This is a genomic window from Mesorhizobium sp. M0715, from assembly GCF_040320355.1.
Lineage (GTDB): Bacteria > Pseudomonadota > Alphaproteobacteria > Rhizobiales > Rhizobiaceae > Mesorhizobium.
Window position 1 is genome coordinate 278,430 of record NZ_JAMYPL010000004.1, and the last position, 14,903, is coordinate 293,332.

A 14,903-nucleotide genomic window follows, 5' to 3' on the forward strand; every position below is an offset into this window, starting at 1 on the left:
GTCATGAGCGCCGGCCTGTCCGCTGCCGCTAAAACCGGTCCGCTGGCCGGGCTGAAGGTGATCGAGATGGCCGGGCTCGGCCCGGTGCCGCTGGCCGGCCTGATGCTGTCGGAGATGGGCGCGCAAGTGTTGCGCATCGAACGGGCGGGGACGAGCCAGTTCCTGTCGCTGCCGGATGAGTACAACATCGACCGCCATGGCCGCGCCGTCCTGCGCCTCGACCTGAAACGCCGTGAAGGCACCGATCTGTTGCTGCGCCTTGCCGAAAAGGCGGACATGTTGCTCGAAGGCTTTCGCCCAGGCGTCATGGAGCGGCTCGGCCTCGGCCCGGAAGCGGTGCTGGCGCGCAACCCGGCGCTGATCTACAGCCGTATGACCGGCTTCGGTCAGGACGGCCCGCTCGCCGGCCGCGCCGGCCACGACATCACCTACCTCGCCTATAGCGGCGTGCTGCACGCCATCGGCCATGCCGACGGCCGTCCCGTCCCGCCGCTCAACCTTGTCGCCGACTATGGCGGTGGCGCCATGATGCTGATTGCCGGCGTGCTGGCCGCCCTGTTCCAACGTTCGCGCACGGGCAAGGGTGAAGTCATCGACGCCGCGATGGTCGACGGTGCCTCGATGCTGGCGGTGCCCCTGCACGCCTTGATGGCGGCCGGCTTGTGGAGCGGCAAGCGCGGCGCGAACCTGCTCGATTCCGGCGCCCCGTTCTACGATACCTATGAGACGTCGGACGGACGCCATATCGCCATCGGCTGTCTCGAGCCGCAATTCTTCGCCGAATTCGCCAGGCTGCTGCCGCTCGACGAGCGCTTTGCGTCCGGCCAGTACGACAAGGCCCTGTGGCCGCCGATGCGCGCCGCCATTACCGATCGGATCCGGCAGAAACCACGCGACGACTGGGACCGGCTGTTCGCGCAAACCGATGCCTGCGTTGCACCCGTCCTGTCGCTGCAAGAGGCGAAGCACCACCCGCACAATCGGGCACGCAACGCCTCTGTGACGACAGGTGCATTTGAGCGCCCGGCCCCCGCGCCGCGTTTCTCGAGCTCGCAACCGACATTGGCCACTATGCCAGGCAATGAGGATTTGTCGCCGTCGGCAATGCTGGCGCGTTTCGGCTTTGCGAAAGCCGAGATCGACGACCTTGTCAAATCCGGCTTGCTGACCGATAACTAGAGAAGAAAGATCACCTTACTGTGGTGCTGCCTTGGACGAGCCGAAAAAGGACGTGATCCGCGAGACGGACGCCGAAGCGATCCGGCTGGCGAAGACGCTTCTGCGCAGCGCCCGCTTTGGCGCCCTGGCGGTGATCGAACCGCAAACCGGCTCGCCGCTGGCCAGCAGGGTCGGCGTGGCCACCGACATCGACGGCGCGCCGCTGATCCTGGTTTCGATGCTTTCGGCGCACACCGGCGCGCTGCTTGCCGATCCGCGCTGTTCCCTGTTGCTCGGCGAACCAGGCAAGGGCGACCCGCTGGCGCACCCGCGCCTGACATTGATCTGCCAGGCGGCACGGCTTGAGCGCGGATCAGCCGAACACGCCCGCACCGAGCGCCGTTATCTCAATCACAATCCCAGGGCGAATCTTTACGCCGGTCTCGGCGACTTTTCGATCTTTCGCCTCGATCCGCAACGCGCCAGCCTCAACGGCGGCTTCGGCAAGGCCTATCAGCTCGATCGATCGGATTTGCTCGCCAGCGGACCGGTCGTCGAGGAACTCGCGGCGCGCGAACAATCCGCCATCGACCACATGAACGCCGACCATCTCGACGCAATCGCCGTTTACGCACAGCATTTCGCGAAAGTATCCGGAAACGGCTGGCGTGTTGCCGGATTCGATGCCGATGGCATGGACCTGGTGTCGGGCGACGATGTTTGCCGGGTCTTTTACCCACACCCTTTGGCGGCGGCAGGTGAATTGCGGCACGTTCTGGTCGATATGGCCAAGGCCGGCCGAGCCATGGCCGACGCCGGGACTGAGACTTAATTATGCTGGATCAAAAGCAACACTTGAGATTTAAGTGAAATGCTCTACCTTTTGGTGACGCTGAATCGCCAGCGCCGATCGACAAGTGAATTTATGGAATCAGACGCCATTGCCCCCATGGCGTCGGGATGAACAGGAAGCATGGGGGATCGATGGTCTCGACAAAGCTAATCGTGAACGCCGAATCGGCGGCAGAGTTTCTCATGCTGATGGGCAATGAGAAGCGACTGTTGATCATGAGCTATCTCGCCGAAGGTGAAATGTCGGTTGGAGCCATTGCTGAGAAGGTGATGCTCAGCCAATCCGCCCTGTCCCAGCACCTCGCCAAGTTGCGGGCGCTCGACCTGGTCGAGACCCGCCGCGACCGGCAGATGATCTACTACTCCTGCAAATCCGACGCCGTGCGAGAACTGCTTGTCATGCTGGACGGCATTTTCGGCAGCGGCAAGGATGACCTCTCCCAGATGGCGCACCGTTTGCGCCGTGCTGGAACCTGACCACATAGCGCCGATCTCGCCGGTGATTTCAGAGCGACATGCGCCATCCGGGGCGCACAGAGGTAGCTGATCGTCCCGAATTGTCGCATCGTGCTTTCCAAACAAGATGAGCGCCGGGAAGCGGTCCGGATTTTCGGGCCGATGCGACGGTCGCGAGGAATGCATGGATCCCATTCGCATCGACGACCCGCAAGATCCGCGCGTCGCTGCCTATCTCGACATTCGCGAGCGTGACCTCGCCGGCCGGCAAGGCCGCTTCGTCGCCGAAGGCAAGGTGGTGCTCGACCTGCTGCTCTCGACCGGGCGCTTTGCCGCCGAATCGATCCTGGTCCTGGAAAACCGGCTGGCAGGTCTCGACAACATCCTGAGCAAGGCGCCCGCCGACCTCCCGGTCTATGTCGCCACCAGCGCGGTGATGGACGCTATCGCCGGATTTCATATGCATCGCGGCATCCTGGCCATTGGCCGCAAGGGAGAGCCGCAGCCGGCCGAAGACCTGCTCGATGGCTTGCCGCCTCGGGCGCTCGTCGTAGTGCTCGTCGGCATCGCCAACCATGACAATATGGGCTCGATCTTCCGCAATGCCGCCGCCTTTGGCGCCGACGCGGTTCTGCTGGATGCGACATGCTGCGATCCGCTCTATCGCAAGGCGATCCGCGTTTCGGTCGGCGCCGCCCTCAAGATCCCCTTCGCATCGTTCTCCGACACCGCCCGCTTCACAACGATGCTCGCCCGGCGTGGCTTCGAACAATTCGCGCTGTCGCCCCGCGGGAGGACCGACATCCGCGATGCGCAGCGTAGCGAGCGCCTGGCGCTCTATCTCGGCACCGAGGGCGAAGGCTTGCCGGACAACCTGCTCACAAGCCTGCGCAACGTGCGGATCACCATGGCGGAAGGCTTTGACAGCCTGAATGTCGCCGCGGCTTCAGCCATCGCGCTGCATCATTTTTCGGCTAGAGCAATTCTAGGAAAAGTGTGAAGCGGTTTTCCGTCCAGAATTGCGTCAAAGCAAAGAGTTAGGGCATTTCGCCGTTTCCGTGAAACGGTGAAATACTCTAAAGAAGCCTGATTCAGCTTGTGGCGTCAGCCTTCTGCAGCGCGCGCACGCGGTCGGCAAGACTGCGGTCACCGTTGCCGGAGCGGGCGTCCGACGGTACCGCCAATGCCTTGGCGACCGGCGAACCAGGCCCCTCGAGCTTCGCCGTCAGATGGACGACCTCCGCCGCCAGCGCGTTCATCTGCTCGCGCAAGGCAGAACTGCTGTCCGTGGCCTTGGACGCGGCCAGTGCGGTGAGGTCGGCCTTCAGCCGCTTGTTCTCGCGCGCCAGCGCCGTCAGCCTCGCCTCGAACTGCTCACGGTCACTGTCGAGCTTGGCGATTGCCTTGTCCAAATCATCACTCCTGGCGACATCGCCGCCCTTGCCGACCAGCCGCAAGGCTGGCGCGCTGTCTTCGGATTTCGATCTTTCGCGCATGCGTGCCAGTTCCTTTTCGCGGCGGTCGAGTTTGTCTTCGCGATCGGCAAGTGTGGCCAGCAGCCGCTCGACCTTCTTGTCGAGCTCGGCGGTCCTTTTCTTCTCGGCTTTCAGAGCGTCCCGCGCGGCCTTGCTTTCGGCCGCGATTTCCTGGCCGCGCCTGTCGGCTTCCTTGCGCTGGCCGCGCAGCATCGCAATGTCACTGGCGAGTTTCTGCATTTCGGACTCTCGCGCCACGAGCTCGATCTGCCGGCTGCTCGAGGAAAAACTGGCATCGTCATACATGCGCTCCAGCTTTTCCAGCTCAACTGCGCGCTTTTCCAGCTTGCGCTCGGTTTCCTTCAACCGCTCCGAAAGCTGCTGCAACTCGCCCTCTCGTTGACGCAGCGCTTCGTTCTTCGCGCCCAGCTCGGTCAGCGCCTGGTTCTTGTCCGTCCGCTCGACCGCCAGGCCCTTCATGGCCTCGCGACCGCGATTGATCTCGACGAGTTGTTCGGCCGCCTTCTCTCGCAACGCCTTGACGCTGATTTCCAGGCGGCGCGTCGTCATAGCGTATTCGGCGCGGATGCGATCCTTGTCCGCCTGGATCTCGGTTTGCGTCAGAGGGATCGAGGATTCGACGCGTCTGCGTGTAAGCGCGACCGCACGACGCCATATGGCCGGAGCCACCATGAGCGCCAGAAAGCCAGCGCAGAGAAAGCCGAGGACGAAGAACAGGACCGACTGGACCAAGTGACTACCCGTTGTGGCCGGTAAGCATCAAACAAGATAAACCAAAAGCGCATAGAGCGCTTGACTGTGCCACGTTGACATGGCGGAAATCCAGCGTTGCGGCAAGGGTTTGCCGCAACGCCACGAGTTTAATGCATGTCGACCCAAAAGCGGTCCCGGTTTTGGGCAACGACAGCCAAGGACTTCAGCTTAGAACGGATTCCAGGTGGCGCGCTCGGTAAGCTTCAGATAGCCGAGATTGACGCCAAGCCGGGCACCGACACCGGTGCGGATCGGCACCAAAATCACATTGTTGTTCTTCAGCACGTTGAAGCCGACGCCAGCCACCACATAGGCCGAACCGGCGACGCCGCCATAGCGGTTGTAGAGGCTGCCCACATCGTCGAGATTGTAGACCAGCATCATCACCCGCGACCCCTCGCCGCCGAAATCCCAGCCGAGTGACGGGCCTTGCCAGAACACTTTGTGGTCGCCGGCATTCTTGGTGTAGAGCGTGCCTTCGCCATAGGTCAGGCCACCGATCAGCGCACCCGAGCCTTCTTCGCCCAGCAGATAGCCGTTGGGCAGGCCGTAGGAGGCAAAAATCTTCTCGATCACCGTGGCGAGCCCGCCCGATGTCGCGCCAAAAAATTTGTGACCGGAATCGACAATCTCCTGAGCGGTGTATTCCTGGGCCCGCAGGGCTGAAGTCGAGAAGACGAGAACGCCCAGGAGCGTGACCGCCATTGAGAAGACACGGAGAAAGCTCCGGTCGTAGTATCGGGAAAACATGCTTCCAATCTCCGTCAGGGAGCACCTTCGCCGACGCCTCGCACCCCGTACGGCTCTTTTAGCCGGCCGTTAAGGGTAACTGTTAGGGGCAAACTATGCCGTAATCCTTTTTCAACCATTAAGCTCACACATGAACATGGCGGTTCGAAGGCTGTTTGGGGTCGCTCAAGTGGGGCCGGCAGCCTGCGTGAACACGCCATTTGCCACAACCACAATTTGGATTTGTTGCTGCACGCACGGGCGCTGTGTATTCAGAAAGCCCGAGGAGAGAGTGCGTGATTCGTGTGGCAGGCGACGATCGATCGCCCGGCCATGAGTTGTGAGATTTTGCAGGGATTTTTCGCCGATGGCCGATCTGTTCACCCTTTCCGCACCCGATCTGGCAGCGCTTTTGTGCAGTCGGGTCTGCCACGACATCATCTCGCCGGTCGGCGCGATCAACAACGGGCTCGAATTGCTTGATGAAGGCGGCGCCGACGAGGACGCGATGAAGCTGATCCGCCAGAGCGCCCGCAACGCTTCGGCCCGCCTGCAGTTCGCCCGCATCGCCTTCGGTGCCGCCGGCTCGGCCGGCATGTTGATCGATACCGGCGATGCCGAAGCGGTCGCCATCGCCTTCCTCAAGAACGAAAAGCCGGAACTGACCTGGAACGGGCCCCGCGCGTTGCTGCCCAAGAACAAGGTCAAGCTGCTGCTCAACCTGATCCTCGTCGCCAATGCCGCCATTCCGCGCGGCGGCAAGCTTTCCGTGACGCTGGAAAATCTTGAGACCGAACCGCGTTTCGCGCTTGCGTCGGCCGGCCCGATGCTGCGTGTGCCGCCGAAGTTCCTCGAACTGCATTCCGGCCACAAGCCGGAGGAACCGATCGACGCGCATTCCGTGCAGCCCTACTACACGCTGCTTCTGGCGCGCGAAGCCGGCATGACGATATCGATCCACGCGACGCCGGAAGAAATCGTCCTTTCTGCGGCCTGATTGCGCAGCCGATAAAGCGAAGTATTTCTACATTGAAATCTGTAATTCCAGCTCATCGACTTGAGATGCATCTGGTCGTCCAGGCAGTGCCAAAGCATTCGCGAATAAAAGCAGGCACCTGCCTATCTTTGTAAAAATTTTACCTAACGCCTTTTCGGCTTCTTTACCAGATTGGCCTATGGTCCGCCCTGGATGCCCCCGACGCTACCGGACTGCCAGAAGGCAAAGAGGACCCGGAAATGAAACGCTGCATGTTCGTCGACGATTCAAGCGTCATCAGGAAGGTTGCAAAACGCATCCTGGGCGGCTCCGAAATGATTGTCATCGAGGCCGCCAGCGGACTTGACGCGCTGGAGATGTGCGCCGCCGACATGCCCGACATCATCGTCGTCGATGGCGCCTTGCCCGACGTACCGGCGGTCGATCTCATCCGTCGCGTCCGCGCCATGGAGAGCCCGATAAGGCCGCAGATCCTGATTTCCCTGGTCGAGCTCGATATTGCTTCGATCATGCGGGCCAAGCGCGCCGGCGCCCAGGGCTATCTCTTGAAGCCGTTCAACCGCCCGCAACTGCTCGAGCGCTTTCGCACCTTGAAGAGCGCACCTGATTCGCCACCCTTGAGCAATTCCAGAAAAAGTGCGTGACGGTTTTCTGCTCGGAAGCCCAAAAACAGACCGTTACCAGCCCGTCATGCAAAAACCCGGCCGAAGCCGGGTTTTTTATTGAAAAGATTTGAACGATTCGTCGCTCAGGCGCTGACGCGAATGTCTTCCGGTTCGCGCAGCACATAGCCGCGCCCCCAGACCGTTTCAATGTAGTTCTGACCGCCCGATGCCGCATCGAGCTTTTTGCGCAGCTTGCAGATGAAGACGTCGATGATCTTCAACTCAGGCTCGTCCATGCCGCCATAGAGGTGGTTGAGGAACATTTCCTTGGTCAGCGTGGTGCCTTTGCGCAGCGAAAGCAACTCCAGCATCTGGTATTCCTTGCCGGTCAGGTGCACGCGCTGGCCGCCGACTTCGACGGTCTTGGCATCGAGGTTGACCACGAGGTCGCCGGTGGTGATGACCGACTGGGCGTGGCCCTTGGAGCGCCGCACGATGGCATGAATGCGGGCAACCAGCTCATCCTTGTGGAACGGCTTGGTCATGTAGTCGTCCGCGCCGAAGCCGAGGCCGCGCACCTTGTCCTCGATGCCGGCCATGCCGGAGAGGATGAGAATAGGTGTCTTGACCTTGGAAAGGCGAAGCGTTCTCAAGACCTCGTAGCCCGACATGTCAGGCAGGTTGAGATCGAGAAGAATGATATCGTAGTCGTAGAGCTTGCCTAGATCGACGCCCTCTTCACCGAGATCGGTCGTGTAGACGTTGAAACTTTCCGATTTCAGCATCAGTTCGATGCTTTGTGCGGTTGCACTGTCATCTTCTATCAGCAGAACACGCATTTCATTCCCCTTTTCTGCTGCCGGACCATTTCACGACCCGTCCGGACCCGGAGCAGTGGTTGCCTTGTGCAGAGGCTGCCATTGAATGGTTAACAAATCCTAATTTCCCGTCGATGACGGTACCAGATTTTTTAACCTCTTTCTACACCCTCTTGAATCTAATAACGAATCTCAGAACCAAATTCCTAATGCAACACATTAACAACCTGGACTAAGCGACTCCAGGGACTCATCGACGTCGCTTCCGCATCGGTGGCCGGAATTTTTACCCGGCCTTAAGTCCTGACCCGTATGATTAACAATGCCCGTAAACGAATGGTTACCGTCGGCAAAAAACTTTAGGGTTTTGTTTCCCATAGTTCGGGGAAAGGCGGTGGACACGGGTGCGGCCTGGGCGTTTCCAGGTGGTTTGGACGATAGATGCGGGTGTGCGTTTCCGGGAGTACCGAATCATGAAGTCACGTGAAAACCTCGTTCGGCTGAAACAGTTTCAGGTGAATGAGAAGCGGCGGCAGCTGCTGCAGCTCGACATGATGATCGCCGAGTTCGAACGCATGGCCGTCGAACTGGAGCTTCAGATCACCGCCGAGGAAAAGAAGGCCGGCATCACCGACATCAACCATTTCGCCTATCCAACCTTCGCCAAGGCGGCTCGCCTGCGCCGCGACAACCTCAGGAATTCCCAAAGCGACCTCGCGCAGCAGCGAAGCGCCGCCGAATCATTACTCGGCGAAGCTGAAGCGGAGCTTTCCAAGGCGGAAATGCTGGAATCGCGCGACACGAAGATCCGCGAAGCGGAAGTCGGTGGCCGCAGCGCCATGATCGGCTAAGACCTGGCGGTTTGCCGCGCCAACGCCCGCCATCAGGCTGGCGCATTGTCGCGGCTTGCGGCTCCGGCGGGAAAAATGAATCCGCCCTACGCGGCCCAATCCCCTTCACTCTCGGCAATTGCCCTTGCACGGGCATCCTTGATATCCGGCGCATGCTGCTCCGCCCATGACCTGATCTGGGTAAGCAGTCCCGCCAGGTTCTGGCCGAGCTCGGTCAATTCATATTCGACGCGCGGCGGAATGACCGGGAATATCTCGCGCCGCACCAGGCCGTCGCGCTCGAGCACCCGCAGCGTCTGCGTCAGCATCTTCGGCGTGATGCCTTCGAGCTTGCGGGCGAGCTCGCCATTGCGCAGCCGGCCTTTGCGCAGCGCGCAAACCACCAGATAGACCCATTTGCTGGCCAGCATCTCCAGCACGGTGTGCGAAGGACACGTCCGCCGGAACGCATCATAGCCGAAACCGCAATCATCTTCACTATCCATAGGGTGCGTATATATCAGGAAGGTACATACTGGACAAGAGACTATTACTATCCAAATGATAGTGGCATCAACCGAGCAGGAGACATCTCAATGCGTGCCGTTATCCAGAATTCCGTCGGCGGACCCGACGTCCTTGTCATCGCCGATCAGCCGGATCCCACGCCAGAGGCCGGCGAAGTGCTGGTCCGTATCAAGGCCGCAGGCATCAATCCGGTCGACGGCGCCGTCCGTGCCGGCTACTACCCCTTGCTCGGCGAGCCGCCCTTCATCCTGGGTTGGGACATCTCGGGAACTGTCGAAGCACTCGGCCCCGGCGTCATCGGCTTCAAGATCGGCGACGAGGTGTTCGGCATGCCGCGCTTCCCCAAGCAGGCGGCGGCCTATGCCGAACTGGCTGCCGTGCCTGCCGATCAAATCGCACTGAAGCCGAAGGGCGCGGACCACCTCGAGGCAGGCGCCTTGCCGCTGGCTGGCCTCACTGCCTGGCAAGGTCTCGTCCGTCATGGCAGGCTGGAATCGAGCCAGCGCGTGCTGGTTCACGCCGCAGCCGGCGGCGTCGGTCATCTCGCGGTGCAGATCGCCAAGGCGCGCGGCGCTCACGTCATCGCCACCGCCAGCCCGCAAAAACTCGATTTCGTCCGCAAACTCGGCGCCGACGAAGTCATCGACTACACCAAGGGCGATTTCACCGATCAGGTCCGCGACATCGATCTGGTGCTGGATCCAATGGGCGGCGACCACGCCCAACGCTCGCTGAAGGTGCTCAAGCGTGGCGGCGTGCTGGTGTCATTGCTCGATGTCAGCGACAACACAAGGGCCCAGGCCGGCGCGCGAGACATTCGGGTCGAGCGTCTGTCCGTCGTGCCCGACAGTGAGGGCCTGCTGGAACTGGCTCGGTTGATCGATGCCAACAAGCTTGCCGTCCATGTGGCGAAGAGCTTCCCGCTGGACCAGGCGGGGGCCGCTCACGCCTTCCTCGCCACCAAGCCGATCGGCAAGGTTGTGCTATCGCTCTGAGCGGGAGCGGTGAAAAACAGAAGGGCGCGGGGTTAGCCGCGCCCTTCGTCTAATTCGCGATGGTCAGTGCCGGTATTGCTGGATGCGTGTCGTGCGCAGCCCGGCAAGGCCATATTCGTCGATCGACGCCTGCCAGGACAGGAATTCCTCGGTGGTGAGCTTGTAGCGTTGGCATGCCTCGTCCAGGCTCAAAAGCCCGCCGCGCACGGCCGCAACCACTTCCGCCTTACGCCGGATAACCCAGCGACGTGTATTGGTCGGCGGCAGATCGGCAATCGTAAGAGGGCTGCCGTCAGGCCCGATAACATATTTGACTCTCGGTCTAACCAGATCGGTCATCGTACTCTCTACAAAAAACTCAAAGACCCAATCCCCGCCACGTTACCGCCACAGCTTTAAAAATTGCCTAAGCAGACCCTAATGACTAGGTAAGGATCATGAACGCCGCGTTAGTCTTTTCGCCGGCATTTGAAACATCTGCCCGCAAACCCTGATTTGCCGGGGAAAATGCATCCCCTGGCGGAGATCGGACGCAACCGGTGAATCGCCCTGCACGCTGGCGCGCCGGTAAAGCTTGACCTATATTCTCGACATTGGCATTGAGGCGCCGTGCAGAACGAAAGCATCATGAACAGTCTCGATCTTCCCGGACGTCCCGAAAACACCCGCATCGTCGTCGCCATGTCGGGCGGTGTCGATTCCTCTGTCGTCGCCGGCCTGCTGAAACGTGAGGGCTACGACGTCGTCGGCGTCACCTTGCAGCTCTACGACCACGGCGCGGCGACGCACCGCGCCGGCTCATGCTGCGCCGGGCAGGACATCGACGATGCCCGCCGTGTCTCCGAGACGCTCGGCATCCCCCATTATGTGCTCGACTACGAGGAACGCTTCCGCAAGGCGGTCATCGATCCCTTCGCCGAGAGCTACGTCGCCGGCGAGACGCCGATCCCGTGCGTTTCCTGCAATCAGACGGTGAAGTTCGCCGACCTCCTGGCCACCGCCAAGGAGCTCGGCGCCGACGCGCTGGCCACCGGCCACTACATCCGTTCCGGCGCCAACGGCGCCCACCGCGCGCTCTACAGGCCGGTCGACGCCGACCGTGACCAGAGTTATTTCCTGTTCGCCACCACGCAGGCACAGATCGATTATCTGCGCTTTCCCCTTGGCGGCCTGCCGAAGCCTCAGGTTCGCGCCATTGCCGAGGAGATGGGGCTGGCGGTTGCCGCCAAGCAGGACAGTCAGGACATCTGCTTCGTGCCGCAGGGCAAGTATTCCGACATCATCGCCAAGCTGAAGCCAACCGCCGCCAATCCGGGCGACATCGTCCACATCGACGGCCGCGTGCTCGGCCGCCATGAGGGCATCCTGCGCTACACGATCGGCCAGCGCCGTGGCATCGGCATCGCTTCCGGCGAGCCGCTTTACGTCGTCCACCTCGATGCCGACCGCGCTCGCGTCGTGGTTGGCCCGCGCGAGGCGCTGGAGACGCACAAGATCTATCTGCGCAATATGAACTGGCTGGGCGACGGACCGCTCACAGACGTCCCTGCTGGCGGCCTGGAGCTGTTCGCCAAGGTCCGCTCGACGCGGCCGCCGCGCCCGGCCGTGCTGCATCATCGTGCCGGTGCCACATGGGTGGAACTGATCGACGGCGAGTCCGGCATCGCGCCGGGCCAGGCCTGCGTGCTCTACTCCGATGACGGCAACGAAGCTCGCGTGTTCGGCGGCGGCTTCATCGAGCGTTCGGAGCGTGGCGCCGAGGCCGAGGCGATGCTGACCCGGCTTGCCGCCAGGCCGGCCCAAATTCCTGCCGAATAAGATTCCCGCCGAATAATCCGCGCTTCAGGAATTCGACTTGGTGTGGGTGACCGTGCCGGCGGTCAGGATGCGCAGCACCCTGATCGCTTCCTCGCCGCTGGTGCGCGGCTCGGCACGCGTCTCGATGCACTGGATGAAATGCTCCAACTCGCGTGTCAGCGGCATGCCCTGGGCAACCGCGACATAGGACGGCTCATTGGTGGTGAAGGCCCATTGGCCGCTGTCCTGCCACACCGCGTGACGGTAGACGGCAAGCTTGCGTTCCCATGGCTCGACATCGTCGAACACCGCCATCGCCTTGGTGCCGACCACGGTCAGCCGCCGCTCGCGATAGGGGTTGAGCCGCGAGGTGAAGAGATGGCTGCGCAGGCCGTTGGGAAAGCGCATGTGCAGATGGGCGAAATCGCTGAGACTGTCGAGCAGAGCGGCGCCCTCGCCGCGCACCTCGATCGGCTCGGTGCCGGTGATCGCCAGGATCATCGACAGATCGTGCGGCGCCAGGTCCCACAGCGCGTCGTTCTCTGTGTGGAACTTGCCGAGGCCGAGCCGGTGCGAGTGGATGTAGCGGACTTCGCCGAGTTCGCCCTTGTCGATGAGCCCTTTCAGCGTCTCGAAAGCGGGGTGGAACCGCAGGACATGGCCGACCATGAAGACGCGGCCATTGTCCTTGGCCGCCCGCACCGCACGCTCGGCATCGGCAACCGTCAGCGCGATCGGCTTTTCCACCAGCACGTCCTTGCCGGCCTCGACGGCACGCACGGCAAGGTCGGCATGGAATTGCGGCGGCAGTGCCATGACGATGGCGTCGATATCGTCACGGACGAACAACTGGTCCGGCTCGATCGCCAGGCAGTCCTGCTCACTGGCGAAGCCTTCTGCGCGGGCCCGGTTGGTGTCGGAGACCGCGTACAGCGCGCCGAGCGCCTTGAGAGTGCGGATGTGGTTGCTGCCCCAGTATCCGCAACCGAGGACTGCTATGCGCGGCTTCATCTGTTTCAAACTCTAAAAACTCTTGGCCGAGACATAGCGACGTGCCCCTTCGAACTCAACCCCGGCGGCGGCAACCAAATGTCCGCACGGCAAAGCTTTTCGATAATGACGATAAGCCGGCAAGCCGGTTGCTTCGAAGCTTGACAGGCTCACCCTCCCAACCTTATATCCGCGCGACCTTGGCGAACGCCTCCGACATGCCTTTCGATTTGAGGCGGATTTCGGGCCTTTCGCCGCCCTGGCGGGGTAGCTCAGTTGGTTAGAGCACGGGAATCATAATCCTGGGGTCGGGGGTTCAAGTCCCTCTCCCGCTACCACTTCAAACCCCACTATCGTACGCAATGGCCGATTGTGGCGGGCTGCCCAATGCGGTGTCCTGTGCGATAGCGGCTATATCTGACCTTCCTAGTAGAAGCCTTCAGCGACCTACAGCATCTCGCTCAGTGACGCCAATGCGGCTAACGATGCCGTCACCAGACATTCTCGCCGTCACCCACGCGTATCGGCTTCACCCCTCGGGAGTTTCGCGCTCGCCTGCCGGGCTTCGCCTTCGATCTCGATCTTGCTCCGCGCTTGAAGATCGAAGCGCACGGTTACAGTGCGCATGCGCGCATGCAGGACTTTGTCCAGCGTACCGCGCATTTCATGCAGATAAGTCAGCGACGATTTCCCAAGCTTTTCTATAACGCTGCGAACGGTGACCAGAGTTCCCACCGCGGTTTCATGCACGTAGTCGATCTCCATCCTCACATCCGCCCAGCCGAGGGTCGGCGTCAAACGAGGATCGGCAATCCTGCCCAGCAACTGGAAACTGGCGTCATCAAACATGGCCACATAATGACGAACGTTGAGATGGCCCATCGCGTCGCACATCCAAGGATGCACGACGCCGACATAGGTTTCGATGCCGGGCGTCAAAACCCGACCTCGTTTGCGCCCTTGAGATCCAGCAGTTGACGGGCTTCGTCGGGCGTCGCGATTTCGAGCGATAACTCGTTGAGAATGCGCTTTATCTTGGCAACCTGTTCGGCATTGCTCTTAGCGAGCGTGCCCTTGGCGACATAGAGGCTGTCTTCCAAACCGACCCGTACATTGCCGCCCATGATCGCGCCCATCGTGCAGAGATTTATCTGGTGCTTGCCCGCGGCAAGGATCGACCAGAGATAGTCGTCTCCGAACAGCCGATCAGCCGTCCTGCGCATGTGCATCATGTCTTCTGGGTCGGCGCCGATTCCGCCCAGCAGCCCGAAGATCGTCTGGACGAAAAGCGGCGGCTTCAGCAGCTTGCGGTCTAGAAAGTGCGCAAGCGTGTAGAGGTGACTGACATCGTAGCACTCGAACTCGAACTTCGTGCCGTAGGCCTGGCCGACTTCGACGATGATACGCTCGATCTGCTCGAACGTGTTGGAGACGATGCCCTTCTTTGTGTCTTCCAGGTAGCCCTTCTCCCAGTCGTACTTCCAGTCGGTGTATTTCGGCGCGATGTGGTGCAGGGCGAAATTCATAGATCCCATATTGAGCGAGCAGAGTTCCGGCTTCGAAGCGTGCGCGGCTTCAAGGCGCTCTTCGAGGGTCATCTTCAGCCCGCCGCCGGTGGAAATGTTCATCACGGCGTCGGTCTGCTGCTTGATGCGCGGCAGGAAATCCATAAACAGCTTTGGATCAGGGGTAGGCTTGCCGGTCTCCGGATCGCGGGCATGCAGATGGATCACCGACGCTCCGGCTTCGGCTGCTCCGACGGCGGCGTCGACGATCTCGGACGGCGTTATCGGCAGATACGGGCTCATCGTCGGCGTGTGGATCGAGCCGGTGACCGCACAGGTGATGACGACTTTCGGCGATTTCTTCATGGTTGAACTCTCCCTTGTCTGCCTTTTG

The 14,903-nt window shown here is 61.3% G+C and carries 17 protein-coding genes and 1 tRNA gene; 10 read left to right on the forward strand and 8 right to left on the reverse strand.

Features of this window, described 5'->3' with window-relative positions; genetic code table 11:
- The first annotated feature begins 3 nt into the window (after positions 1 to 3).
- The 4 genes from NKI21_RS07385 to NKI21_RS07400 all read left to right on the forward strand — a co-directional run bounded on the left by NKI21_RS07385 (position 4) and on the right by NKI21_RS07400 (position 3,466).
- Positions 4 to 1,179 carry a CaiB/BaiF CoA transferase family protein gene (locus tag NKI21_RS07385; protein ID WP_352440340.1) on the forward strand — a complete coding sequence of 392 codons (1,176 nt, stop codon included), beginning with the start codon at positions 4 to 6 and terminating at the stop codon, positions 1,177 to 1,179.
- Between the two features lie 31 nt (positions 1,180 to 1,210).
- Positions 1,211 to 1,990 carry a HugZ family pyridoxamine 5'-phosphate oxidase gene (locus NKI21_RS07390; RefSeq protein WP_352440339.1) on the forward strand — a complete coding sequence of 260 codons (780 nt, stop codon included), beginning with the start codon at positions 1,211 to 1,213 and terminating at the stop codon, positions 1,988 to 1,990.
- A 152-nt stretch (positions 1,991 to 2,142) separates the two neighbouring features.
- Entirely contained in the window at positions 2,143 to 2,487 is a 345-nt protein-coding gene (locus NKI21_RS07395; protein WP_023809905.1) for an ArsR/SmtB family transcription factor, read from the forward strand.
- A 163-nt stretch (positions 2,488 to 2,650) separates the two neighbouring features.
- Positions 2,651 to 3,466, forward strand: coding sequence for a TrmH family RNA methyltransferase (locus NKI21_RS07400; protein ID WP_352440338.1), 816 nt, complete (start codon positions 2,651 to 2,653; stop codon positions 3,464 to 3,466).
- A gap of 91 nt (positions 3,467 to 3,557) precedes the next feature.
- On the opposite strand, the gene NKI21_RS07405 is transcribed toward NKI21_RS07400, so the two are convergent.
- Entirely contained in the window at positions 3,558 to 4,694 is a 1,137-nt protein-coding gene (locus NKI21_RS07405) for a coiled-coil domain-containing protein (protein ID WP_352865073.1), read from the reverse strand.
- 189 nt (positions 4,695 to 4,883) lie between these two features.
- Positions 4,884 to 5,420 (reverse strand): DUF1134 domain-containing protein, encoded by a 537-nt coding sequence (locus NKI21_RS07410; RefSeq protein WP_245273156.1) that lies wholly within the window; start codon positions 5,418 to 5,420, stop codon positions 4,884 to 4,886.
- Between the two features lie 391 nt (positions 5,421 to 5,811).
- Here NKI21_RS07410 and chpT point away from each other — a divergent pair, with 391 nt between their 5' ends.
- Positions 5,812 to 6,441 (forward strand): histidine phosphotransferase ChpT, encoded by a 630-nt coding sequence (gene chpT, locus NKI21_RS07415; protein ID WP_024504504.1) that lies wholly within the window; start codon positions 5,812 to 5,814, stop codon positions 6,439 to 6,441.
- A 239-nt stretch (positions 6,442 to 6,680) separates the two neighbouring features.
- Positions 6,681 to 7,085 (forward strand): response regulator, encoded by a 405-nt coding sequence (locus tag NKI21_RS07420; RefSeq protein WP_352440336.1) that lies wholly within the window; start codon positions 6,681 to 6,683, stop codon positions 7,083 to 7,085.
- 104 nt (positions 7,086 to 7,189) lie between these two features.
- Here NKI21_RS07420 and ctrA read toward each other — a convergent pair whose 3' ends face one another.
- Positions 7,190 to 7,885, reverse strand: a complete 696-nt coding sequence (gene ctrA, locus NKI21_RS07425) for a response regulator transcription factor CtrA (protein WP_006203583.1) — start codon at positions 7,883 to 7,885, stop codon at positions 7,190 to 7,192.
- 452 nt (positions 7,886 to 8,337) lie between these two features.
- On the opposite strand from ctrA, the gene NKI21_RS07430 reads away from it, so the two are divergent.
- Positions 8,338 to 8,715, forward strand: a complete 378-nt coding sequence (locus tag NKI21_RS07430; protein WP_013529907.1) for a flagellar export protein FliJ — start codon at positions 8,338 to 8,340, stop codon at positions 8,713 to 8,715.
- 86 nt (positions 8,716 to 8,801) lie between these two features.
- On the opposite strand, the gene NKI21_RS07435 is transcribed toward NKI21_RS07430, so the two are convergent.
- Positions 8,802 to 9,200, reverse strand: a complete 399-nt coding sequence (locus tag NKI21_RS07435) for a winged helix-turn-helix transcriptional regulator (protein WP_023809911.1) — start codon at positions 9,198 to 9,200, stop codon at positions 8,802 to 8,804.
- A gap of 90 nt (positions 9,201 to 9,290) precedes the next feature.
- On the opposite strand from NKI21_RS07435, the gene NKI21_RS07440 reads away from it, so the two are divergent.
- Positions 9,291 to 10,217 (forward strand): NADP-dependent oxidoreductase, encoded by a 927-nt coding sequence (locus NKI21_RS07440; RefSeq protein WP_352440335.1) that lies wholly within the window; start codon positions 9,291 to 9,293, stop codon positions 10,215 to 10,217.
- 63 nt (positions 10,218 to 10,280) lie between these two features.
- Here the strand turns inward: NKI21_RS07440 and sciP are convergent, their stop codons facing one another.
- Positions 10,281 to 10,556, reverse strand: coding sequence for a CtrA inhibitor SciP (gene sciP, locus NKI21_RS07445; protein WP_013529904.1), 276 nt, complete (start codon positions 10,554 to 10,556; stop codon positions 10,281 to 10,283).
- A 288-nt stretch (positions 10,557 to 10,844) separates the two neighbouring features.
- Here sciP and mnmA point away from each other — a divergent pair, with 288 nt between their 5' ends.
- A complete protein-coding gene (gene mnmA, locus NKI21_RS07450) occupies positions 10,845 to 12,035 on the forward strand; it encodes a tRNA 2-thiouridine(34) synthase MnmA (protein ID WP_023809913.1) in 1,191 nt (396 codons plus the stop codon).
- A 24-nt stretch (positions 12,036 to 12,059) separates the two neighbouring features.
- On the opposite strand, the gene NKI21_RS07455 is transcribed toward mnmA, so the two are convergent.
- A complete protein-coding gene (locus tag NKI21_RS07455) occupies positions 12,060 to 13,025 on the reverse strand; it encodes a Gfo/Idh/MocA family protein (RefSeq protein ID WP_352440334.1) in 966 nt (321 codons plus the stop codon).
- A gap of 240 nt (positions 13,026 to 13,265) precedes the next feature.
- Here NKI21_RS07455 and NKI21_RS07460 point away from each other — a divergent pair.
- A tRNA-Met gene (locus NKI21_RS07460) sits at positions 13,266 to 13,342 on the forward strand.
- A 172-nt stretch (positions 13,343 to 13,514) separates the two neighbouring features.
- Here NKI21_RS07460 and NKI21_RS07465 read toward each other — a convergent pair.
- Both NKI21_RS07465 and kce read right to left on the reverse strand, forming a co-directional pair.
- The gene (locus tag NKI21_RS07465) at positions 13,515 to 13,943 is read right to left on the reverse strand and encodes an acyl-CoA thioesterase (protein ID WP_352440333.1); all 429 of its coding nucleotides are present in this window, start codon (positions 13,941 to 13,943) and stop codon (positions 13,515 to 13,517) included.
- A complete protein-coding gene (gene kce / locus NKI21_RS07470; RefSeq protein WP_352440332.1) occupies positions 13,940 to 14,875 on the reverse strand; it encodes a 3,5-dioxohexanoate:acetyl-CoA acetone transferase in 936 nt (311 codons plus the stop codon). The genes NKI21_RS07465 and kce overlap by 4 nt, the downstream gene beginning before the upstream one ends.
- Positions 14,876 to 14,903: the final 28 nt, after the last annotated feature.